This window comes from Natronosalvus sp. KLKA75 (genome assembly GCF_059736265.1).
This window is the reverse complement of sequence record NZ_CM185522.1, coordinates 1,806,921-1,827,118: the sequence shown is the minus strand read 5'-3', so window position 1 is coordinate 1,827,118 and position 20,198 is coordinate 1,806,921. Positions and strand designations below refer to the sequence as shown.

General features: G+C 63.8%; 24 protein-coding genes. 7 read left to right on the top strand and 17 right to left on the bottom strand.

What is annotated here, in order from left to right; all coding sequences use genetic code 11:
- Nucleotides 1-211: 211 nt before the first annotated feature.
- The 9 genes from AC6I65_RS08775 to AC6I65_RS08735 form a co-directional block, all read right to left on the bottom strand.
- The gene (locus AC6I65_RS08775; RefSeq protein WP_497901538.1) at nt 212-601 is read right to left on the bottom strand and encodes a hypothetical protein; all 390 of its coding nucleotides are present in this window, start codon (nt 599-601) and stop codon (nt 212-214) included.
- A 310-nt stretch (nt 602-911) separates the two neighbouring features.
- A complete protein-coding gene (locus AC6I65_RS08770) occupies nt 912-1,625 on the bottom strand; it encodes an archaeal proteasome endopeptidase complex subunit alpha (RefSeq protein WP_497901537.1) in 714 nt (237 codons plus the stop codon).
- Nucleotides 1,625-2,365, bottom strand: a complete 741-nt coding sequence (locus AC6I65_RS08765) for an Ntn hydrolase family protein (RefSeq protein ID WP_497901536.1) — start codon at nt 2,363-2,365, stop codon at nt 1,625-1,627. Before AC6I65_RS08765 ends, AC6I65_RS08770 begins: the two co-directional genes overlap by 1 nt.
- 72 nt (nt 2,366-2,437) lie before the next feature.
- A complete protein-coding gene (locus tag AC6I65_RS08760; protein WP_497901535.1) occupies nt 2,438-3,790 on the bottom strand; it encodes an aminotransferase class III-fold pyridoxal phosphate-dependent enzyme in 1,353 nt (450 codons plus the stop codon).
- Between the two features lie 54 nt (nt 3,791-3,844).
- Nucleotides 3,845-5,146: an MgtC/SapB family protein gene (locus tag AC6I65_RS08755; protein ID WP_497901534.1), complete on the bottom strand. Its 1,302-nt coding sequence runs from the start codon at nt 5,144-5,146 to the stop codon at nt 3,845-3,847.
- A 60-nt stretch (nt 5,147-5,206) separates the two neighbouring features.
- Entirely contained in the window at nt 5,207-5,482 is a 276-nt protein-coding gene (locus AC6I65_RS08750) for a PadR family transcriptional regulator (RefSeq protein ID WP_312907806.1), read from the bottom strand.
- A gap of 548 nt (nt 5,483-6,030) precedes the next feature.
- Nucleotides 6,031-6,177 (bottom strand): DUF8555 family protein, encoded by a 147-nt coding sequence (locus tag AC6I65_RS08745; RefSeq protein ID WP_253435269.1) that lies wholly within the window; start codon nt 6,175-6,177, stop codon nt 6,031-6,033.
- Nucleotides 6,178-6,286: 109 nt separating this feature from the next.
- Entirely contained in the window at nt 6,287-6,625 is a 339-nt protein-coding gene (locus tag AC6I65_RS08740; protein WP_497901533.1) for a DUF7528 family protein, read from the bottom strand.
- 246 nt (nt 6,626-6,871) lie between these two features.
- Nucleotides 6,872-7,228 (bottom strand): hypothetical protein, encoded by a 357-nt coding sequence (locus tag AC6I65_RS08735; RefSeq protein ID WP_497901532.1) that lies wholly within the window; start codon nt 7,226-7,228, stop codon nt 6,872-6,874.
- Between the two features lie 190 nt (nt 7,229-7,418).
- Here AC6I65_RS08735 and AC6I65_RS08730 point away from each other — a divergent pair, with 190 nt between their 5' ends.
- Entirely contained in the window at nt 7,419-8,147 is a 729-nt protein-coding gene (locus AC6I65_RS08730) for a DUF7117 family protein (protein ID WP_497901531.1), read from the top strand.
- A gap of 20 nt (nt 8,148-8,167) precedes the next feature.
- On the opposite strand, the gene AC6I65_RS08725 is transcribed toward AC6I65_RS08730, so the two are convergent.
- Complete coding sequence (locus AC6I65_RS08725) at nt 8,168-9,061, bottom strand: bifunctional methylenetetrahydrofolate dehydrogenase/methenyltetrahydrofolate cyclohydrolase (protein ID WP_497901530.1); 894 nt, start codon at nt 9,059-9,061, stop codon at nt 8,168-8,170.
- Between the two features lie 269 nt (nt 9,062-9,330).
- Here AC6I65_RS08725 and AC6I65_RS08720 point away from each other — a divergent pair, with 269 nt between their 5' ends.
- Nucleotides 9,331-9,963: a uracil-DNA glycosylase family protein gene (locus AC6I65_RS08720; protein ID WP_497903183.1), complete on the top strand. Its 633-nt coding sequence runs from the start codon at nt 9,331-9,333 to the stop codon at nt 9,961-9,963.
- A 45-nt stretch (nt 9,964-10,008) separates the two neighbouring features.
- Here AC6I65_RS08720 and AC6I65_RS08715 read toward each other — a convergent pair whose 3' ends face one another.
- Both AC6I65_RS08715 and dinB read right to left on the bottom strand, forming a co-directional pair.
- Nucleotides 10,009-11,394 (bottom strand): J domain-containing protein, encoded by a 1,386-nt coding sequence (locus tag AC6I65_RS08715; RefSeq protein WP_497901529.1) that lies wholly within the window; start codon nt 11,392-11,394, stop codon nt 10,009-10,011.
- A 164-nt stretch (nt 11,395-11,558) separates the two neighbouring features.
- A complete protein-coding gene (gene dinB, locus AC6I65_RS08710) occupies nt 11,559-12,989 on the bottom strand; it encodes a DNA polymerase IV (protein ID WP_497901528.1) in 1,431 nt (476 codons plus the stop codon).
- Between the two features lie 195 nt (nt 12,990-13,184).
- On the opposite strand from dinB, the gene AC6I65_RS08705 reads away from it, so the two are divergent.
- A complete protein-coding gene (locus AC6I65_RS08705) occupies nt 13,185-14,849 on the top strand; it encodes a gamma-glutamyltransferase family protein (RefSeq protein ID WP_497901527.1) in 1,665 nt (554 codons plus the stop codon).
- 41 nt (nt 14,850-14,890) lie between these two features.
- On the opposite strand, the gene AC6I65_RS08700 is transcribed toward AC6I65_RS08705, so the two are convergent.
- Entirely contained in the window at nt 14,891-15,070 is a 180-nt protein-coding gene (locus tag AC6I65_RS08700) for a DUF7501 family protein (RefSeq protein WP_497901526.1), read from the bottom strand.
- Nucleotides 15,071-15,422: 352 nt separating this feature from the next.
- Between AC6I65_RS08700 and AC6I65_RS08695 the strand changes: the two genes are divergently transcribed.
- Complete coding sequence (locus AC6I65_RS08695) at nt 15,423-16,745, top strand: outer membrane protein assembly factor BamB family protein (RefSeq protein ID WP_497901525.1); 1,323 nt, start codon at nt 15,423-15,425, stop codon at nt 16,743-16,745.
- Between the two features lie 151 nt (nt 16,746-16,896).
- On the opposite strand, the gene AC6I65_RS08690 is transcribed toward AC6I65_RS08695, so the two are convergent.
- On the bottom strand, nt 16,897-17,226 hold the full coding sequence (locus tag AC6I65_RS08690) for a DUF7344 domain-containing protein (protein WP_497901524.1): 330 nt from the start codon (nt 17,224-17,226) through the stop codon (nt 16,897-16,899).
- A 174-nt stretch (nt 17,227-17,400) separates the two neighbouring features.
- Here AC6I65_RS08690 and AC6I65_RS08685 point away from each other — a divergent pair, with 174 nt between their 5' ends.
- Nucleotides 17,401-17,553, top strand: coding sequence for a hypothetical protein (locus tag AC6I65_RS08685; protein ID WP_497901523.1), 153 nt, complete (start codon nt 17,401-17,403; stop codon nt 17,551-17,553).
- A gap of 26 nt (nt 17,554-17,579) precedes the next feature.
- Here AC6I65_RS08685 and AC6I65_RS08680 read toward each other — a convergent pair whose 3' ends face one another.
- Both AC6I65_RS08680 and AC6I65_RS08675 read right to left on the bottom strand, forming a co-directional pair.
- On the bottom strand, nt 17,580-17,855 hold the full coding sequence (locus AC6I65_RS08680; RefSeq protein ID WP_497901522.1) for a DUF7410 domain-containing protein: 276 nt from the start codon (nt 17,853-17,855) through the stop codon (nt 17,580-17,582).
- 8 nt (nt 17,856-17,863) lie between these two features.
- Entirely contained in the window at nt 17,864-18,109 is a 246-nt protein-coding gene (locus AC6I65_RS08675; protein WP_497901521.1) for a DUF6684 family protein, read from the bottom strand.
- 135 nt (nt 18,110-18,244) lie between these two features.
- Between AC6I65_RS08675 and AC6I65_RS08670 the strand changes: the two genes are divergently transcribed.
- Both AC6I65_RS08670 and AC6I65_RS08665 read left to right on the top strand, forming a co-directional pair.
- Complete coding sequence (locus tag AC6I65_RS08670) at nt 18,245-18,805, top strand: metal-dependent hydrolase (RefSeq protein WP_497901520.1); 561 nt, start codon at nt 18,245-18,247, stop codon at nt 18,803-18,805.
- Between the two features lie 92 nt (nt 18,806-18,897).
- Nucleotides 18,898-19,113: a DUF8142 family protein gene (locus tag AC6I65_RS08665; protein WP_497901519.1), complete on the top strand. Its 216-nt coding sequence runs from the start codon at nt 18,898-18,900 to the stop codon at nt 19,111-19,113.
- Here AC6I65_RS08665 and coxB read toward each other — a convergent pair.
- The gene (gene coxB, locus AC6I65_RS08660; protein WP_497901518.1) at nt 19,110-19,883 is read right to left on the bottom strand and encodes a cytochrome c oxidase subunit II; all 774 of its coding nucleotides are present in this window, start codon (nt 19,881-19,883) and stop codon (nt 19,110-19,112) included. The two genes, AC6I65_RS08665 and coxB, sit on opposite strands and share 4 nt — an antisense overlap.
- Nucleotides 19,884-20,198: the final 315 nt, after the last annotated feature.

Below are 20,198 nucleotides of genomic sequence, written 5' to 3'. Positions count from 1 at the left end.
CATTAGTTTGGGTGTGGAACAAACGAGGTCATCGTGCTGAAGTCATCCTCTGTATGTAGCAGCCCCGAGCTGCCAGAAAACGATAGTCTGCTGAGCTGGTGCTGCATACACAGCGCGAATGCAGAATATGGTGAGAGTCAATCAACGAGGAGTGGTGATTGATGAGTACAGGTAAAGGACTCACCGCATCGATACGCTCAGTTCAGAGTGTTTATCGGTTCATCTGTTCCAGAAACTCGTTAACGGGTTCCTTTTCTAATGTTTTGACGGTTTCGAGAGCAGATGTCAGATCGTCACAAATTGGAGTCGGTGTTATCGCTTTAGTCTCCTGATCGTAGTCGATCAGATGGAAATCAACCAGCCGTGGGACAACTGTGTGATGAAGCATCATTTTGTCACTACTATTGTCAAAATAGTCATTGATCTCTTCCAGATGAACAGTCCCTCCCCTTTCCGTTAGGAGATACAGTACGTAACGAGTTTGTTCGTTGGAAAGGTGTTGAAAGAAATCATCGAGATCTATCGGAAGATCAGTTGAGGACATGGAACCTGATATTATAGCGTCGACAGTACCAGCGTTCGACTCGTTATCTGTTCCCATAACAAAAGACAAGCGACGTAGAAATGGTAAACGCTTTTCCAAGCAGGTTTGGCTGTGAGGATACGGGTGAATCAGAGGAGAGATTTAAACTGATCAGTTCGCAGGTTTACTGAGCATGTAGTTCACTAGTTTAAGCGCGAAACAAACGAACTCGTCGTAGTGAATCTCACACTACGTTACTGTCTGTTTCTATGAGTTTACCAAACTTCAGACTTCGAATTTTTGATATCTAAGGGGTGACGATTTGGCTTTCACCGGTGAGGGCTTGATATCCGCCAGCACTCACCGTGATCCTGAGGGCGTGGTCGACTTACGTGAGTCCGGCGTCCACCAGCGCCTGTGCACACCGCTGTGAATCGAATCGATCGATTCCACTCGAGTCGACCACGCCGATGTCGACCGACGTGCCGGACCACTCCTCGCCTCGAGCATCCGCGAGCGCCTGGAGTGCGATCCGAACGCCGTCGTCGCTGCCTATTTCGCTCTCGTAGGTCGCCTCGAGCGTCGCCCGAATCGTCTCGCTGTCGCCGCCGATCGCCGTCGCCCGCCAGCGCCGGGTCAGTCCGGAGGGGTCGAGTTCGTACAGCCGCGGTTCCGGGTCGACCCCACCGAGCAAGAGCGCGGTCCCGAACGGACGGGTGCCGCCCGACTGAGTCGTCTCCTGGACGTGGTCGGCCACGGCCGTGGCGACCGGTTCGACGCCCGGCGCCTCCCCGTACCGGAGTCGCTCCTCCTGAGCGTACCGGCGAGCGTAATCCACGAGGCGGCGGGCGTCGGCGACGTGGCCCGCGCTCGCGGCGGCCAGTCGGCCGTCGAGGTCGTGGAGTTTCTCGACGCTGTCGTTCGCGAGCAAGGGCGATGGCGTTCGGCTGTCGGCGACGAACACGACGCCGTCGGTCGTTTCCACCCCGACCACGGGGCTCCCTCGAGCGACGGCCTCGCGGGCGTACTCGACCTGGTAGAGCCGGCCGTCTGGCGAGAAGATCGACGTCCCGCGGTCGTAGGCCTGCTGGTTCGACTGCATCAGCTCGCCCTCCGCTGATCGACGGTCACGCCATCGGCCGTGATCGTCGCGGTGGTGACCCCGTCACCGCTCGCGGTGTCGCGTTCGCTCGCGGCCTCGACGGCGGCGACCGCCGCGTCCGTCGCCGCCTCGAGTTCGGGCGCCGTGTCGTCCTCGATTCGGCCCTCGAGCACGCCGTAGGCGACCTGCATGCCGCTCCCGCCGGCCGCGTAGCGGTCTTCCACGACGCTCCCGCCACCGTCGAGTTCGTAGACGTGCCCGCCAGTGTCGTCGACGCCACAGAGGAGCGGGGCGACGGGGAGACCGCGGACGAGGGCTCCCGCGGTTCGCGCGAGTGCGGGCAGGCTCATCGGCCCGCCTCGGCGAGAGTCGTAGAGCCCGGCTTCGGCGCGCAGCCGCCTGATGACGTCCTGCGCTGGGCCGACGGATCCCGAGATGGCCATCGCCGCGGTCGGGTGAACCGCCGAAATCTTTCGGACGCCCTTGTTGGCGGTGAAGCGCCCGCCGAGGCTCATTCGCTGGTCGGCGGCCATCACGACGCTCTCTGCCGCCCTGATTCCGATGATCGTCGTTCCGGTCGAGAACTCGAGGGTGTGCACGCCAGCGCCTCCGGTCGCTGGCGCGTGTTGTGCGAACGGTCCGGTCAGGGAGCCCTGTATCGACGATCGCTCGCCGAACTCGAGCCTGGGTCGCGAGTCGTTGCCCGTCCGTGAGTCATGTCTGCTGTGGTATCGCGTCATCACTCGAGTAGACGCGACCCAGCGGAATATATGTTAGCTAAAATATATTTTAGCCGGTCGAGTCGCAGGCCGTCAGGCGGTCGTCGCCGTCTGCGTCGCGACGTCGTCGATGGCCTCGAGCAGGAGCCGCGAGCCGAGGTCGATTTCGCGTTCGGTGACGTCGAGCGGCGGCAGGATTCGCAGCGTCTTGTGTCCACAGCCGAGCGTGAGCAGTCCGCGCTTCATCGCCGCCTCGACGACGGCCTCGCGGCGATCCTTGGTGTCGAACTCGAGTGCGAGCATCAGGCCCCGGCCGCGCACGTCGGTAACGCCCTCGATGTCGCGTTCGGCGAGGATCGAGCGGAACTGCTCACCGCGTTCGCGTACGTTCTCGAGCAGATTTTGCTCGCGAATCGCGTCGATGGTGAGCACGCCCTGGAGCGACGCGAGGACGTCGCCGGCGCCCCACGTCGAGGAGATGCGGCCCGTTTCCTCGGGGAAGATATCGGATCGGGAGATGGTCGCGCCGACGCGCAGCCCCTTCGCGCTGGTGATGACGTCCGGGGTGAGGTCGAGGTGGTCGACCGCCCACATCTCGCCGCTCCGGCCGAGTCCGGACTGAATCTCGTCGGCGATGACCCGCAGGCCGAACCGCTCCCGGAGGGCCTCGACGTCGCGGGCGAACTCGGGGTGGGGAACGCGGTAGCCGCCCTCGCCCTGGACCGGCTCGAGGATGAGGTAGGCGACCTCGTCGGCATCGACGACGCCGCGGTCGGGGTCGAGTTTGTCAGCGACGACGTTTCCGCCGGGTCCGTCCGTGAGCCAGTCGTTCTCGTAGTGCTCCTGGCTCGAGGGATAGGGGACGCTGATAACGCCGGGCACCTCGGGGTACCCCTTCCGGTGGACGGCCTTCGACCGGTTCAGCGAGAGGGCGCCCAGGGTGCGCCCGTGGAAGGCGCCGTCGAAGGTAATCGCACGGTGGCCGCCGCTGGCGTAACAGATCTTGATCGCGTTTTCGACCGCTTCGGCGCCGGAGTTCGAGAGGAACACCCGGTCCATGTCGTAGTGGTCGGTGAGATCGATCAGTCGATCCATCAGCTGAGACGGTCCGGGAAAGTCCGGGTTCGAGGGAGAACCGCCGCCGCTCACGTAGAAGTCCTGGCCGGCGATTTTCGTCGGGTCGACGAGGTCGAACGCCTCGAGTTTCTCCTTAACGGCCGGGTTGTTGTACCCGAGCGGGGCCGCGGCGACGTGACTCGTGAAGTCCATGAGGACGTTGCCGTCGACGTCGGTACAGAACGGGCCGATAGCGTCTGCCTGCGTATCCCAGACGAAGTCGTAGACGTAGGTGCTCGGGGCGGCGAACTGGTGGTGGTACTCGGCCCACTCGGTCGCTCGTTTGCCCGGCATCGTCTCGACTCGCGGCTCGACCGTATCTCGGTCCATACCTGAGTTGCGCCGGCCGTTGATTAAAAATATTCGTTGTGGTTCGGGCAATACTCAGACGACGATGAGTGCAGTGGCAATAGCTCCGCCGGCCAGGAGCGCACCGCTGGAAAGTGCGACCTTGCGTTTGAACTCCCCATCCGAAGACGTCGCCGCGAGCACCGCCTTGACGACGATACTCGAGACTGTTGCCAGCAAGATTGCGATGGTCGCCTCGGGGGCAGTGAGCGTCCCCCCGCGATAGAGAACGACCGCGGACGTGGTCGCCCCGGCACTCGAGACGAGTCCGCTCGCGACGGCGGTGGCGTAAAACCCGAGCGTGCCGAACCAGGTCTCCGCCAGCGAACCGAAGACGAGGACCGCGAAGAAGACGGCCCCGAACGCGAGGGCGTTCTTCAGTGAGAACGGGTTCTCGAGGTTCATTTCTGTGGATTCAGACCAGTCAGCGATGAGGAACGCGATGAGGAACGCGAGCACGATGACGGCGCCGAGCGGGACGACGGCCTGGACGAGCGGCGGGACGGCGCTCCCCGCGGTGAACGCGACGGCGATCGCGAGATTTCTCACCGCCATCGCCGCATTCGCGAGCAAGATTGCGGCGACCGCGTACGAGGCTGCCTCCGGGCGCTGTCGAACGTGGTCGAGCATCGTCCCGACGACGGCCGTCGAGGACGCCAGGCCCCCGAAGAACCCGGTGACCGCGATTCCGCGACCACCGTACGTCGAGACGATGGCGTAGTTGACGATCCCGATTCCGGCGACGGCGACGACCATGAGCCAGATGACCTGGGGCTCGAGCGGAATCGTCACCGTGCCGAGTTCGAGGTCGTAGTGAGCCGGCAAGATGGGGTAGATGACGAACGCCAGGATGGCGAACTCGGTCGTCGAGCGCATCTCCTCGCGCGAGAGTCCCCACGCGAACTCGTGGAGTTCGCGCTTGAGCACGAGCAAGAGCGAGGAGAGGACGGCGACGGTTACGCCCTCGATAGCGAACCCTGCCGCGACGAGCGACCCGACGCCGTAAGCGACCAGCATCGAGACGGACGTCGTCAGCGAGAGGCCGGTGTCTTCCTCACTCATCAACCCCTGGACGGCGAGCAACACGCCCTGGACGATGACGAGCAATCCGCCGAGGAGCAACAGGCTCTCACCGACGTCGGCCTCGAGGACGAGAATCGTGAAGACAGCGGCGAGCAGGCTGATCAGCGAGAACGTTCGGATCCCGGCGGACTTCTGTGACCACTCGCGCTCGAGTCCCAGGAACATCCCGAGGGCGCCGGCGAGGGCGATCCGAACGACTGCCTCGTCGAGGGGGGCTTCGAGTATCTGTATCTGCAGGGGAGCGTCTGGTAGCATTACGTCGTACACAAACCGGATTTCGGGCTAATCGGGTGCGATACCTGGAGAGAACGCGTCTCAGAGTTCGACGTACTGGCCCTCCCAGTCCCGACGGGCCTCGAGTTCACGTCGACCGCGTCGAGTGAGCGTGTAGAAGTTGGTCCGTCGGTCGCGACTCCCCTTCTCGACGAGGCCCTTGTCGACGAGCGTGTCGAGGTTGGGGTAGAGTCGCCCGTGGTGGATCTCCTTCTCGTAGTACTGCTCGAGTTCCTCCTTGATCGCGAGGCCATGTGGCTCTTCTTCGCCGGCGATCACGTAGAGGAGGTCGCGCTGAAATCCTGTCAAGTCGTACATTGGGAACGTACCACTCGTACTTCTTGTCGAATTTTAATAAATATATCGGGTTGCAGGCGACGCATGGACGAGGTATTCCGCCGAACACGCGATTGCCGGGGGCTTTCGAAACGTAAGGGCTTCGACCAGTAAGCGAGACGTGACGCATAACGATGTCCTCATGTCTACGATGTATTGTGTTCCGTTTAGAATTAATTGTGCCCTGCGTGATGGTCGTCGGTCTTCGATTCTATCGACCGTCGTCGGCTGTCGTACATGCCGATACGAAACTGTAGTGGATGACACAAAACCGACGGTGGACGACACGAAACCGGTAGTGGACGGCAAGATCTCAGTACTCTACACTCAAAAGCATTGTAAACAGGAAAGCAAACCACGCGGCGTGAAAAGGGCCGCGTGATTGCTTGCCGCCCTGAATTGGTCCCCGCTGACGCTTCGGCCCTCCAAAGCGAAGCGTCAATTGGTAGAATTCACCGGAGAAACTTAAAGGTACCGACACTGCCTCGAAACGTGACTGGTCCGTTTCGGAATATGTTCGGGTTCGACGATCACATGTGTTCCTCCTCGAGGACCCAGCCCAGCGCCCGGCGGTAGTACGTGAACATCTGTCTGACGCCCTCGTGGCGCATCTCGTCGCTCTCGAGTTGCTCGACGAGAAACTCGTACTGCTCGCGGATTTCGTCCTCTTCACGCATGGCTCTGTCTCGTATCCCCACGGTAAAAAGTGGGACCCCGGAATTCGATTCGCGATCGGCCGGGTGTCGAACGCCCGCTCTCGAATCCCGGCCCATGGATGGGTCAGGATCAGACTTTTCGAGCGGTCAACGGCTGTCTGCGGCGCAACTCACAGGGGAACTCCGGATGCTCCAGGACATGCCAGACGAGTATATGTCGCCGACTGCCGGAGAGCCCCGTTCGCCCGACGTCGTCCGCCGTGAACGTCGCCGGGAGCGCCTCGAAGAGGTCGACCACCGCTTCGAAGGAGTCGAAGACCTTTCGGTGGCCGCTCGAGGTCGCCCCGCGACGGGCAACGACGTAGGAACCGTCGGGCCGATGCGTCGCTTCCGTGTGGGTAAACGTTCGCGTCCGCGAGAGGGCGTCGGCGAGCTGGTCGCGAAGCTGTGCTGCGTCGGTACTGGTCAACGCGTAGGTGGCAGAACCGACCTCGAGGACGACGCCGTCGTCGGTCGTTCGTACCTGCGTGTCGTCGCTATCGACGAATTTCTCGACCAGGAGCGTGAGTACTCCGTGTCATCGTGTCCGTCCGTTCTCGGGCGCGAGATAAAATCGTTTGGGCGGCCCCACGACGTTCGAGGTCGACACGCTGTCGACCCGATGCGCGTGATGACGCTGTTCGAAAAGTGAGCGAGACGAGTCGCGAGGGACTCGTTATGCCTCTTCCTCGTCGTCCGACTCGTTGTCGTCGCCGATGTCAGTCTCGTTGTCGTCCGACTCGTTGTCGTCGCCGATGTCGGTCTCGTTATCGTCCGTCTCGTTATCGTCGCCGATATCGGTTTCGTTGTCGTCTTCCATTCCGTCGTCGGTTTCGTTGTCGTCGCCGACGTCTGTCTCGTTCTCGTCGTCGCCCATTCCGTCGTCGTCCCCATTACCAACGCCATCGTCGCCCGTGCCGTCGTCGGATTCATTGTCGCCCGGGCCCTCGTCGGTACACCCAGCGAGGGCGGCCGTACCTGCGGCGCCAACTGCGACGACGAACTTTCGTCGGCTGAATCTGTCTCGGGACATGCGAATCCGGGTATTTCACTCGAGGTTCTGGCTATACGCATTGCAACTGCCGTCTCTTCATTTCCCGTCGGGTAAGCACTCGCCAAACTAATGGGACCTGGCTGACAAAATAGCGAGTCGAACGATCGGTTCGAGGCCGCCGGTGTCGTGCATCGACGGGACTTTTGGGCTCGCGCGCGTACGAACGGCAATGAACGTCCGCGGCGAACGCGAGTGTACGTCCTGTGGGACCCGCTGGTCGTACGCCGAGACGGGAAGCGTCGGCTGTCCGGCCTGCGGGAGCCTCAAAAGCGTCGGTACCGGCGAGCGCACGGCGACCACCGACCGGCCCGCGTCGTTCGACCTCACGAGCGTCCGCGGGGCCGTCGACGAAGCGCCGAACGACGAACTCGCTGACCGCGCGAGAGGAATCTGTCGCGAGTACGTTCGGAACCGCGGATTCGTCGCCGACGGGGACCTTCGCCCGCTCGACGACACGTACCTCGCCGCGATGGAACTCCGCCACGCCGCCGACATCATCGCCCGGACCTCCCGACTGACCGAAGACGAAGAGCTGTACTTCCTCTCGCTGTTGCGCGATGCCGACGACGGCACGCGCCCCGACCCGGAGACGGTCCCGCCGTCCTTTCACGAGGCTCGAGGCCTCGCCGTCGCCGACGCCGTGCGTGTCTATCGGCGTGACCTCAGGGTCTGGGTCGAGGAGACGGACCGGGAACTCGAACTCGAGGACGCCCAGAGCACGCTCGAGAGCCTGATCGATCACGAAACCCGCCTGCGCATGCTCGAGGGCGACGTCGAACCGACGATCGCGGAACGACTGCTCGAGACGACTCGACACCTGGCGAACGGCGTACAGGGGGACGTGGCCGAACTCGAGGCCGCACGAGAAGGCCTCGAGTCACTGGCGAAGACGCTGTAGGACCGGACTCGAGGTCAGGATCAGGGCAACTCGATGTCGATTCCCTCCTGCAGGCTGGCGGCTTTGACCGCGTTGTAGAGCAACATCGCGCGCGTCATGGGGCCGACGCCGCCAGGGACGGGGGTGATCGCACCAGCTCGCTCCTTCGCGCTCTCGAAATCAACGTCGCCGACGAGTTCGTATCCTTTCTCGGTGTCCGCGTCCACGCGGTTGACCCCGACGTCGATGACGGTCGCGTCCTCGTCGATCATCGAGCCGTCGATCAGTTCGGGGACGCCGACGGCAGCGATCACGACGTCTGCCGCGCGCGTCTTGGCCGCGAGGTCGTCGGTTCGAGAGTGACAGACGGTCACCGTCGCGTTGCCGTCGCCGGCTTTCTGGATCAGCAGGTTCGCGAGGGGCTTGCCGACGATGTCCGAGCGTCCGACGATGGTCACGTCCGCCCCCTCGGTGTCGACCCCGGCGGATTCGAGGAGTTTCTGGACGCCGTGGGGGGTACAGGGCCGGAAGCGAGCGTCGCCAGCGACGAGTCGTCCGACGTTCTCGGGGTGAAAGCCGTCGACGTCCTTCATGGGGTCGATTCGCCGGATCACGTCCCGATACTTGACGTGGTCGGGGACCGGTGACTGGACGAGGTAGCCGTGGACGTTGGGATCGTCGTTGAGTTCCGCGATGACCTCGTACAGGTCCTCGGGGGCGGCGTCACCGGGGACGTCGACGTGGTGGGGCTCGATGCCGACCTCCTCGCAGTCGCGCTGTTTCATGTTCACGTACGTCTGGCTCGCCGGGTCGTCGCCCATCAGCACGGTCGCCAGTCCTGGACGGGCGCCGGCGTCCGCGAGCGTCTCGATCGCTCCGGTGAGGTCGCTTCGTATTTCGCTCGCGACCGCTTTCCCATCGATAATCGTCGTCATACCGGAACCGGACACCGCGAGCCTATTCAATGCTCGGGTTCGTGCCCATCTTTCCCCTCGATGCGAATGTATTATTCACGTTCGTGCATTTCGAGATCGACTCGGCACCCCTTCGCCCCCAATCGTCGCTCCCGAGGATGAGCAATTCGTCGGGTCCTTCCCGCTGCCAGCCACCACTCCTGAAAACGGGCGGCTCGAGCGACGCCGATCCGAATCCTTCGTCGGAACGGTTCAATGCCGTTATTTCGCTTCGATGCTTCCGTACCCTCGTGGAGAACGTCACCGACCGAACGAGCAACCCCTTTGGGATGCGATCGCCCTTCCAGAAGCACGACCCCGGTAACGTCCCCGCCGTGTTCGGCTACGGCGACGCCAACGCCGACTTCCACCTCATCGGGGACCATCCCGGCATCCACGGCGGCGAGACCACCGGCATCCCGTTCACCGAACACGAGACGAGCGAGCGCCTCCTGGACCTCTTCCGCGCCGTCGGATTCGTCAGCGGTCCCGCCAGCGAGCCGGTCTTCTCGAACTTCTTCGCCGACTACCTCCACATGTGTACCCTTCCCGGCGGCCGACCGCCGACCACCGACGAGTACGACGAACTCGAGCGCTACTTCGACGCGGAGTTGCGCGCGATCAACGCCCACATCCTCCTGCCAGTCGGCGCCAGGGCGACCGATCACGTTCTCCAGGAGTACACGACCCAGCGCCATCGAATCGACCTCGATATGCCCGCCCTCCACGCGACGGAGATCCGCGGTCGCGGGTTCATGGTCGTCCCGATTCTCGACCCGGCCGAGTGGGAAGCCGGGGACCGAGAGCGGTTGCTCGAGCGACTCGAGGCGATTCTCGATTCGGATTACAGGCAGACGAAGGGCGTAGCGACGCGGATCGGGTGAGCACAATTCGGCCGCCACGACGGCGACAATAGCCACAATAGGTACCTACCGTCCGAACCGTTTTCGAACGCTCACGCGGAGCGGAAGCCCCAACGAGCCGAGCAGCGGAACGACGACGAACAGCGCCAGATCGGCTGGAAGCGTCGCGTACCCGGCAGCGGCGACGGCGAACCCGACGAGCGGGGCCAGGACGCCCAGGACGTAGAGGTACGAGGGCGACCACCCGGGGAGCTGGTGGGTTCGGTGAACGACGACGCCGATCAGCAGCGGCATGAGGACGCTTCCCGCGAGCAGCGGACCGCCGACGACCATCGTCGCCGCAGTGAGCGCGATCCCGACGACGATGGTCTCGTCGAGCGAGATCGGCCCCCAGGTCTCCTCGCGCCAGACGACCCGTGCAGCGAGCACGAAGAGCAACGAGAGGCCGACGATTCCGGCCAGGACGCCGTACCACTGGATCGGCTCGAGAGGCGATGGCGGGGCGACCAGCTCGACGCTCGAGACGAACGCGAACGGGGTCGAGATGCCGTGCCGACTGGTCGAGAGGGAGGTCCAAATGGCGTTCGGCTCGGCTCCGATCGACTGCAACTCCAGCGCCAGGGTCGAGAGCGCGTTTTCGTGCTCGAGTCCGAAGTGAACGAGTCCGGCGAGATACACGAGGATCGACGTCCAGATGAGCGGCCAGGCGAAGTTCTGGTCGCGCCACCACCGGACGAGCGCGTTGTCGGTCAGTCGACCTGGACTCGATTGAGAGCCAGCGTGAGAGTGAGCGTGCGGGGTCGACTCGGTCCGGGAACCCGTCGAGCCGGCGGTGCCTGATGTCGTCCCGCCCGCGCTGGCACTCGAGGCGGTCGCGTTCGAGCGGGTATTCGTCCCGGTGCCGGCCCCTGTTCCGGTGCCAGTGCTCGTACTCGAGGTGGACGTACTGGCCGATCCCGCGCCGGCGCTCGCACTGTCACTCGAGGTTCGCGAGCCCGTCGTTCCGCCTGCCGACGTCGCGCTCGAGGCACTCGCTTTCGTAGTGTGGGAGGTCGTCGACGAACGCGACCTCGATCCCGATTTCGAATCTGAATCTGAACCCGATTTCGAACTCGAGGAGTCGTCTCCCTCGCTCTCGTCCGCGTCCGCATCCGCGTCTGTATCCTCGTCTGTGTCTCTAGCCGACTTCCAGAGGTCAGGCGAGGGTAGCCCCGACGTTCGCTTCGCGACGTAATCTTCGTGTCCGAGGCGGTCGTAGGCCTGGCGTTCGACCGGATCGCCCAGGATGTCGTAGGCCTTCTTGAGTGCCGTAAACTGCGCCTGTGCCCGGTCGTCGTCGTTCAGATCCGGGTGGTAGACCCGGACCTGTTCGCGAAACGCCTGCTTCACGTCGTCCTGAGAGGCGTCAGATGAGATGTCGAGAAGGTCGTAGAAGTCGATATCGTCGGTCATGGAAGATCGGTCGTCTATAGCCCCGGGACTGGTCTGTTAGACCGTTTTCCTGCGACAACTTATACTTTCAATATCGCTGATTGTCTCCGCGGCGTATCTGGCTATCGTGAACGAACTGGCATGGGTATTTCGGCCGACGGCGTCTTCGCCGCTCTCAGCGACCTCTACTCGAACTCGTCGAGGGAGGCCTGTCCGGAGCCCTGAACCGACGTTTCGCCGTTCGCTCGTTCCTCGTCGTCATCGTCGGTAGACCGTTCGGCCTCGTCCCGACCGCTCGAATCCGACGCGAGAGCGGTTTCGAGGTCGAGTTGCTCCACGGCGTCGGTCACCCTTTCGGTGGGCGAACTCGAGTCCGCTCCGCCAAGTGCATCGTTTTCGCCGTCATCGCCGTCGTCGGTACTCGAGTCCGACCCATTCGATCTTGCTCGGTCCCCCCAGTCGACGCTATCCAGGCTCGCCTGGTCGGCCTCGCTGAACTCGAGGTTCGCCACCCTGACGCCGAGTTTTCGCACGGGCTCGGACTCGAACTCGGCGAACAGGTCCAGGGCGATCTCCCGGACGAGATCGGGTTCGTCGACCGGTCCGGGCAACGACCGCTCGCGCGTGTTGACCTCGTAGGGCGGACGGACGGCCTTCACGCCCACGGTCCGGTACAGCGCCCCCTCCCGTCGAGCGCGGTCGGCGACGGCTGCCGCGAGCATCTCCACCAGCTCGAGTTTCGGCTCGCGCTCCTCGACGGGTCCGTCGAACGCCGACTCCCGCGAGAAGCTCTTGGGCAGTCCCTTCGGTTCGACGCGGCGGTCGTCGTCTCCCCGTGCGCGCTCGTAGAGTTCGCGGCCGCGCTCGCCGAACCGATCGACGAGGGGCTCCGGATCGGCGCCAGCGACGTCCGCCGCCGTCTCGAGCCCCATCGAACGCAGTTCGCGGGCCGTCACGGGGCCGACGCCGTGGAGCAAGTCGACCTCGAGTGGCGCCAGGAACTCTCGTACCTCGCCGGGACGAACGACCGTCAGGCCGTCGGGTTTGTCGAAGTCGCTGGCGATTTTGGCTGCGCTCATCGAGGGCGCGACGCCGACGCTGACGGTGATGCCGACCTCGCGACGGATGCGGTCTTTGACGTGGCGGGCGAAGCCGTCGACGACCGACCAGGCGGTGCGCTCGGTCACGTCCAGGTAGGCCTCGTCGACGCTCACCTCGCGGACGACGTCGGCGCAATCGTGGAGGATCTCTTTCACCTCGGCGGCGACCGACTGGTAGTAGTCCATGTCGACCGGACGGTAGTGGCCGGTTTCCTCGACGGCGAGGTTTGGATCGTCCTCGGCGTCGACCCGCCGGGGCAGCGCCTCGAGCGCCGTCGAGATGGCCTGAGCGCTCTCGACGCCGAACGCGCGCGCCTCGTAGCTGGCGGTGGCGACGGCCCCCACTGAGTCACCGGGTTCGTACCCCATCCCGACGACGACCGGTTCGCCCTCGAGGTCGGGTTCGCGGAGGCGCTCGCAGGCGGCGTAGAAGCAGTCTGCGTCGACGTGGAGGACGATACGGTCCTCGCTCTCGTCGGAGCGGTCGACGCCGGGAAGGTACGGTTCGTTGGCCATGGGCTGGGGAATTCGGACGCGTTCTCGCTGAGATTTCGACTCGGAGGCCGTGAAGGTTCCGCCCGCGGGTACGAGTTCGTGGCGCACATGCTATAGTTCCTATAGTAATATCGAGACAACAGCCGTTCCCGCCCGGCCTTCGTCCCGGCCTGCCGGAACGCCCGCACTTTTGACCCCCGAGCGAAAGCCCCAGTCATGACCACCGACTACGACCTCGATCGATTCGACTCGAGACGCTCCTCGGTCCACGCCACCGGCGGGATGGTCGCCACGAGCCAGCCGCTGGCAGCCCAGGCCGGCCTCTCGATCCTCGAGGACGGCGGGAACGCCTTCGACGCGGCTGTCGCTACCGCGGCCGCGCTGAACGTCGTCGAACCCACCTCGACTGGCCTCGGCGGCGACGTCTTCGCCCTCTACCGAACCGCCGGCGGCGAGGTTGGCGCCATGCGAGCCTGCGGTGGCGCTCCCGCCGAGACGACCATCAAGAACGTCACGCGCTCCGTCCGGGAGCGCGAGGATGCTGCCGACTGGTACCCCGAATCCAGGGGCTACGCCGTCGACGACACCACGAGCGACGACCTCGAGATGCCGTTCCTGGGGCCGCACGCGGTCACAGTTCCGGGGACGGCCCGCGGCTGGGAGGCCACTGTCGAAGAGCTGGGGACGCTGACGCTCGCTGACGTCCTCGAGCCGGCTATCCACTACGCCCTCGAGGGGTACCCCGTCTCGGAGGTCATCTCCTATTACTGGCAGGGTGCTCCCCGCCTCTTTACCGACGACCACGCCCGCGAGGCCTACCTGTTCGACGGCGAAGCACCCGATCCAGGTCAGGTCGTGACGCTCGAGCGCCTGGGCGAGTCGATGCGAACGATCTCCGAGGAGGGCGCGGATGTCGTCTACGAGGGGGAGATCGGCGAGGCCATCGCCGACGAAGTGCAATCGAAGGGCGGTTTTCTCACAATTTCGGACCTCGCCGCCTTCGAACCCGAGTTCCTCGAGCCCGTGAGCACCACCTACAACGGCGCGGAGATTTTCGAACTACCGCCGAACAACCAGGGGTTGATCGCGCTCGAGGCGCTGAACATCGCGGAGGAAATCGGGGCGGGCGAGCACGCGTACGATTCGCCAGAGCGGGTGCACGCGTTCGCGGAGGCGACGAAACTCGCGTTCGTCGACGGGCATCACTACATTACCGACCCTGACTACGAGACGGTGCCGCCGCTGGCATCGGAGGACTACGCCCGCGAGCGCGCCGCGGCGATCGGCGAGCGGGCGATCCAGGACTCCGCGGTCGGCGTGCCGACGAAGGCCGCCGAGGACGCCGACACCGTACTCCTGACCGTCGGCGACGCGGAAGGCAACCTCGTTTCCTACATCAACTCCCGCTTCGCCGGCTTCGGGAGCGGCCTGGTCGCCGGGGACACCGGCATCGCCCTCCAGAACCGGGGTGCCTCGTTCTCGCTCAACCCTGAGCATCCGAACCGCCTCGAGCCCGGCAAACGCCCCTTCCACACCCTCGTGCCGGCCATCGCGAAGTTCGACGAGGACGACTGGGCAGCCTTCGGTGTGATGGGCGGATACATGCAACCCCAGGGCCACGTCCAGGTCGTCTCGAATCTGGTCGACTACGGGATGGGCGCCCAGGAAGCGCTCGACTCGCCGCGCTGGCGCTACCGCGAGGAGGGGTCCCTCGGCGTCGAGGAACGGTTCCCGAACCAGACCGGGCTGGTGCGCAAAGGCCACGACGTCCAGGTGCTGCCGCCCGTGATGTTCGGCGGTGCACAGCTCGTTCGTCGCACTGGCGACGTACTCACCGGGGCGACGGAACCGCGAAAAGACGGGCAGGCGGTCGGGTTCTAGGGACCGAAGGGCACTCGAGTTCGGGTCGGCGCTCGACCCGACTACCCGCTCCAGGTACCGCCGAGGTCGTCGACGACGTTGTCGCGCCAGCTATCGAACTCGGTCTCACACTCGGGGTTGACGCCGATGTGGTCGACGAACCCGGCGCCGGGGTCGCTTAGTTCGCCGCCGCAGAACGGGCAGGTCGCGGTGTCGTTCCAGTGTGTTGCGTGCGTTGACATACGCTGATCGTCCACAAACCTGTATTTAGTTCTATCCGGAATACGTATAAAATACCTATTATGAGGATAAGGCACATGCATATCTTCGTTCGGTCACCTTCGAGATGGGAGACTATCACCGTCAGAGTACCGAATCGTAGCAGGGGCCTAATCGGCGTGCGACGCTGGCCCGAGCGACCCGCGTTCGACCGCCGAATCCCTCGACTCGACGACGAATCTCAGGACCTGGCAACGACTCCTCGAGCAACGAGTTTCGTAACTCGGCAGAAGGAATCCGACTCGAGACGTCGGCGTGGGCATCCCTCGAACCGGCGGAACTATACCAGAACCCTTCCAATTGGCTCGACGACAGATGACCCGTCCACCGCACGTCTCGAGACGACAGGTCCTCGCCGGGGGGAGCCTGGCCCTGGCAGGACTCGCCGGCTGTGCGCTCCCCGGGTACGGCACCTACTCGCGGGATCAGGACTCGTTCGCCCCCGAGATCCTGCCCTACGACGAAACGTACCCGGACCGCGACGACGCAGTGATGTTTCGCCGCGGGCTCCGCCGCCTCGGTTATTACCCGAACGAGACCGTGCCGGAGTCGGTGTCGGTCAACTGGTCGCTCCCGGTCAACTACATCGGCCACACCGCAGCGAAGTCGAGTCCCCTGCCGACGCCCGACGGCGAGACGATCCTGATTCCATCTGACACCGGCCGTATCCACGCGGTAACCCCGCGCGGCGAGCACAGGTGGACGCGGATGACGGGCGCCTCGAGATCCCTGGGCTTTCACGGAACGCCGACCGTCATCGGCGACGTCGCCTACCTCGGGGGCTACGACGGCGACATGTACGCCTTCGATCCCGAAACCGGCGACGAGGTCTGGCACACGACGGGCGGCCAGCTCGACGGCTCGATTGCCATCGGCTCGAGTCCGGCCTACTGGGACGGCGTGATCTACGTCGTCACCGAGTACGCGAACCCGAACGCGGGGACGATGTGGGCGCTGGACGCCGGCACCGGCGAACCGCTGTGGAAGGACGACCGCCTGTGGGGGATGCCTCACCCCTCGACGGCCATCGACCCCGAGACCGAGCGGATGGTCACCGGGTCGAACGACGGCGTCGTCTACGCCTGGGAGTTCCCCTCTCTGGAGTTTGCCTGGGAGTTCGAGACCGGCCACCACGTCAAGGGGACGATCCCGACCTACGACGGCGGCGCGTTCGTCGGCTCCTGGGACGGCTACTTCTACCGCCTCGACCTCGAGGACGGGAGCGAGGAGTGGTCGTTCGAGCTCGGCGAGGTGGTCATGTCGAATCCGGGGATCGACCCCGAGACCAACGTCGTCTACACGGGCGGCGACGACTGGAACGTCTACGCGCTGGACGCCGACACGGGCGAGGAGCTGTGGTCGACCCACGTCGAGGGCAACGTACTGGGGTCGCTGACGGTGACCGCCGACGCGGTGCTGGTGGGCTCTTACGACGGCCACCTCTACGCGCTCGAGAAGGACACCGGCGACGTTCGATGGAAGGTGATGAACCGCGGCCACGTGACCAGCGAACCGATTCCGCGCGACGGCCGGATCTACTACGCCGAACGGGCCAGGATCTCGAACTACTGGAGCGACAGCGAGGAGGCGGTCTTCGAGACGCCCGGACACGCCTACTGTCTCGTCGAGGACGAGTAACGGGTTGAGGGGTGTGAACCCTCGAGGATCCGGCTCGTGCGATTGCTGGAAGATCCGGAGTGTGCGACTGTTGGCAGATCTGGATCAACGATTGCTCGAAGACGTTTTCGGGCACCGCTTTACGACGAAATCGCACGGCTACGGGAGCGACTCAGTTCGTCCGTTCGAGTACGTTCGCCACGGTGAGGATGATATCGAGTTCGGTGGGGGATTCGACGAGTTCGACGACGCCCGCCTCTGAATCGTAGTGGATGAAGTCGTACTCGTCGGCTTTCTGAAGGTGGTTGTGATGAAGCGAGAGTTCGATGTTGTTCCACTTCTCGTCGGGGTGAGGATACGAACCTTCGTCCGTTTCCATGTCTGCCACCGCATCCACCACCTCCTCGACTGGCACTGCACCATCCTGTTCGTTGAGATAGTACAGTGCATATCTGCGGCGCTTCTCGTTGAGAAGACCCAGCACATTGTCAACCGTTACCATTGGCCGAATGGAGATTTCGAACGGGCATAAGTTGCGCGGTGGTGGGTTGTAGCTCATCAGGTGTACATTTTGCCGCCCGAAACGAGTTACGTTCGACCTTCCGTACGGTTTTGACCGACGTACCCCACTCGGCCTCCCTGGCGCGGATGCCCGAACGCAGTTTGTTGCGTCCGCATGCACACCCGGAACGTGTCTTCACCCGACAAGAGATTTATCACCTCGCTCGATGACGAACGCCTCATGTCCGAAAAATCGCTCTTCGGGTTGTTTCTCGGCGTCGTCGTCGTTTTGCTCTTCGTGACCGGCATCGTCCTCATCACGTTCTGAGGGCGGTGTCTCCCGCGCGACTTCGCTCACACGACGACCGCGTACGCGAACAGGAACCCGAAGTACGTCACCACAAGTACGATCAGTGCACCTAGCACGTAGCGTCTGTGAGCGCCGCGTTCTGCCGCTGCGACCGTCGCGTACGCCTTGCGCTCTCGAGCGCTGAGTCGATCCGGATGCTCGAGTCCCCGATGGAGCAGGCGACGCTCTTCGGTCGCGAACGGACGGCCGCAGTCCTGACAGTGCGAGGCTTCAGCCGTCGGTTCGCTCCAGGTCGGTTCGTCGTTGGAATCTTCGATCATACTCGGTGTCACCGTTCAGGTGTCGCTTCCTGAAACCGCACGGCGACGACGTACGTGACCAGGAATAGCGTCCCTACGAGCGAGAAGATGAGCCCGTAGACGACGGCCAGCGACAGCAGGTCCCACCCCCACGGGCGCTCGAGGAGCAACCACCCGGCGAAGAACAGCAGCACGCCGAGGGGCACGAGGTTTCCCGAGATGTCCCGAATCGACTCCCTGGAGAGGCCGAGCGTCGGCATGGTCCGTTGATACACACCGCCAACGATGATAAAGAGTGGGTGAAATTCGTCGGGAAGTAGCCGCCTCCGATCGTATCAAAGCGGTGGGACGGCAGGCTATTCCGGGAGAGTGGGTGATTATTATACCCCACACGTTTTAGAAGGGGGCAGATGGTCGAGCCAATCGGTCACGGTGCAATGGCACTGTTGTTCGCCGTTCCGGCCTGGATACTGTGGGGTCGTCGACCAGCGGTAACGTTCGCCGCGCTCACACAGGTCACAGCGCTGCTTCCGGACGTCGACCTCCTGTTCGAGTCCTATTTTTCACATCCCCAACTCCAACACCACGGGTTGACACACACCGTTCCGTTCGTCCTGGTGGTCGGCCTCGTCTTCGGGGCCGTGGCCGCACGGACGCTCACGCAGGTGCTGAACGCCCATCGACTGATTCGAAGCGACTCGATTGCTCCCGAAACGACGTTCGTGTTCGCGACGAGCGCGTTCTGGGCTGGCGGCCTCAGCCACATTTTCGTCGACCTGCTCTCGTCGGCCCCGGATGCGGCGATGGAGCCCTTCTGGCCAATCTACAGCGGCGAAATCGTCATCAACGTCGTCGCGTACGATTCGACGCCGGTGAACGTGGGACTGGTCGTCGTCGCCGTCGTAACCCACGTGGCACTGTACCGCGCCGAGCGCTACCCCTACGAAACTCGGTGGAGCGTCGGGTCGTAGCTGTACACCTGCTCGCCGTGATGTTCTCGAGTGCGCCTCGAGACTTCTCACTGGGGATATTTGTCCCTCGAGGGTGTCGAACCCGTATCCGTATGGGTGCCCGAGGACACTCACCGTCCGAGGAGATCGACCGACAGCAGGCCGTTATCGCCGTCGCCCCGCTGGTAGCCGTCGGTCTCTTCGCGATTCTGCTCGTCGTGCTGTGGGGGGCGAACTACCTCTGGGGGTTCGTCGTCGCGCTTCCCGTCTCGTTTTTCATCGCGCTCGTCTGGATCGCGTTCCGGTCTCGACCTGTATCCTCAAGTTAGTCCATGACGGCCGGCGCGTCGGTCACGTCGTCTTCTCCCTCGTGGTTCACGAGCCACGTCTGGTACGTTTCTTCGTCGACGACGACGATCGTCGCCCTCATGTGAGCGTGCTGGGCACCACAGAACTCCGTGCACTGAACCTGGTAGGTGCCGGTCCCGTAGACGTTCGTTCGGATGGCGCTCTCCTGTTCGGGGAAGACGTCCTGGCGCAGACCCAGACTGGGTACGGCGAAGCTGTGGATGACGTCCCTCGAGGTCATGACGAACGCGACGTCACGATTCGCGGGCACGACGATCACGTCCTGGGTCGTCACGTTCGCCTCCGGATAGGTGGCCTGCCAGCCCCACTGGTAAGCCACGACTTCGACGACCATGTCGTCCTCCGCGACCTCGACCGGATTGTCGCCGGTCCCAGCCAGGTCTTCGTCCGGGAGGACGCCCGGTGACAGGTACGGACTGGCGAGCACCGCGTACGATGAGACGCCGACGAACAGCAGGATGACCGCCGTCGCGACCGTCCAGGTGATCTCGAGGGCCGGATCCTCCGCGGTTGGGCGGGGATCCTCGTTGTCCCGAAATCGGACGACGGCGTACGAGAGGATGACCAGGACGAACAGCGTCAGCGGGAGTGCAACGTACAGCAACTGAACGTAGAGGCCGTCGATGAGGTCGCGGTTGGCCGACTGGGCGGCGACGGGTGCCGCGACGGCGACCACTCCTGCCGTCGCGACGATCAACCACCGTACGAGACGGACGTAACGCCCTTCCATCCCGGCAATCGACCACGCTCGAGACCAAATAACCACCCCGGTGGCGTCAGCGCAGCGAGAGGTTGCGTCGGCAGGGTTTCATTATGGAGTTCGTGGTAGCGTGGTGAGATCGACGCATGAGGAGTCGACCGACAGTCGAGGCCCGAGTCCGCATTCCGCGCTCGAGCGGCCGGCGAACGGTGGAACAGCGGTCCTCGATTTGGGGACGGCAACCCTCGAGTCAGATACGGTGGACCTCGAGCTGGGGACGGCAACCCTCGAGTTGGGAACGGCAGTCCTCGAGTTGGGGACAGTGGATCTCGAGCAGTCGCTCCT

Coding starts and splice junctions, on each gene's coding strand:
- coxB (WP_497901518.1), bottom strand. CDS start 19,883: ATGGAAGGGCGTTACGTCCGTCTCGTACGGTGGTTGATCGTCGCGACG.
- AC6I65_RS08750 (WP_312907806.1), bottom strand. CDS start 5,482: ATGTACGACTTGACAGGATTTCAGCGCGACCTCCTCTACGTGATCGCC.
- AC6I65_RS08730 (WP_497901531.1), top strand. CDS start 7,419: ATGAACGTCCGCGGCGAACGCGAGTGTACGTCCTGTGGGACCCGCTGG.
- AC6I65_RS08665 (WP_497901519.1), top strand. CDS start 18,898: ATGGGTGCCCGAGGACACTCACCGTCCGAGGAGATCGACCGACAGCAG.
- AC6I65_RS08700 (WP_497901526.1), bottom strand. CDS start 15,070: ATGTCAACGCACGCAACACACTGGAACGACACCGCGACCTGCCCGTTC.
- dinB (WP_497901528.1), bottom strand. CDS start 12,989: ATGGCCAACGAACCGTACCTTCCCGGCGTCGACCGCTCCGACGAGAGC.
- AC6I65_RS08685 (WP_497901523.1), top strand. CDS start 17,401: ATGCACACCCGGAACGTGTCTTCACCCGACAAGAGATTTATCACCTCG.
- AC6I65_RS08755 (WP_497901534.1), bottom strand. CDS start 5,146: ATGCTACCAGACGCTCCCCTGCAGATACAGATACTCGAAGCCCCCCTC.
- AC6I65_RS08770 (WP_497901537.1), bottom strand. CDS start 1,625: ATGCAGTCGAACCAGCAGGCCTACGACCGCGGGACGTCGATCTTCTCG.
- AC6I65_RS08705 (WP_497901527.1), top strand. CDS start 13,185: ATGACCACCGACTACGACCTCGATCGATTCGACTCGAGACGCTCCTCG.
- AC6I65_RS08725 (WP_497901530.1), bottom strand. CDS start 9,061: ATGACGACGATTATCGATGGGAAAGCGGTCGCGAGCGAAATACGAAGC.
- AC6I65_RS08715 (WP_497901529.1), bottom strand. CDS start 11,394: ATGACCGACGATATCGACTTCTACGACCTTCTCGACATCTCATCTGAC.
- AC6I65_RS08735 (WP_497901532.1), bottom strand. CDS start 7,228: ATGTCCCGAGACAGATTCAGCCGACGAAAGTTCGTCGTCGCAGTTGGC.
- AC6I65_RS08670 (WP_497901520.1), top strand. CDS start 18,245: ATGGTCGAGCCAATCGGTCACGGTGCAATGGCACTGTTGTTCGCCGTT.
- AC6I65_RS08690 (WP_497901524.1), bottom strand. CDS start 17,226: ATGGTAACGGTTGACAATGTGCTGGGTCTTCTCAACGAGAAGCGCCGC.
- AC6I65_RS08680 (WP_497901522.1), bottom strand. CDS start 17,855: ATGATCGAAGATTCCAACGACGAACCGACCTGGAGCGAACCGACGGCT.
- AC6I65_RS08695 (WP_497901525.1), top strand. CDS start 15,423: ATGACCCGTCCACCGCACGTCTCGAGACGACAGGTCCTCGCCGGGGGG.
- AC6I65_RS08765 (WP_497901536.1), bottom strand. CDS start 2,365: ATGACGCGATACCACAGCAGACATGACTCACGGACGGGCAACGACTCG.
- AC6I65_RS08760 (WP_497901535.1), bottom strand. CDS start 3,790: ATGGACCGAGATACGGTCGAGCCGCGAGTCGAGACGATGCCGGGCAAA.
- AC6I65_RS08775 (WP_497901538.1), bottom strand. CDS start 601: ATGGGAACAGATAACGAGTCGAACGCTGGTACTGTCGACGCTATAATA.
- AC6I65_RS08745 (WP_253435269.1), bottom strand. CDS start 6,177: ATGCGTGAAGAGGACGAAATCCGCGAGCAGTACGAGTTTCTCGTCGAG.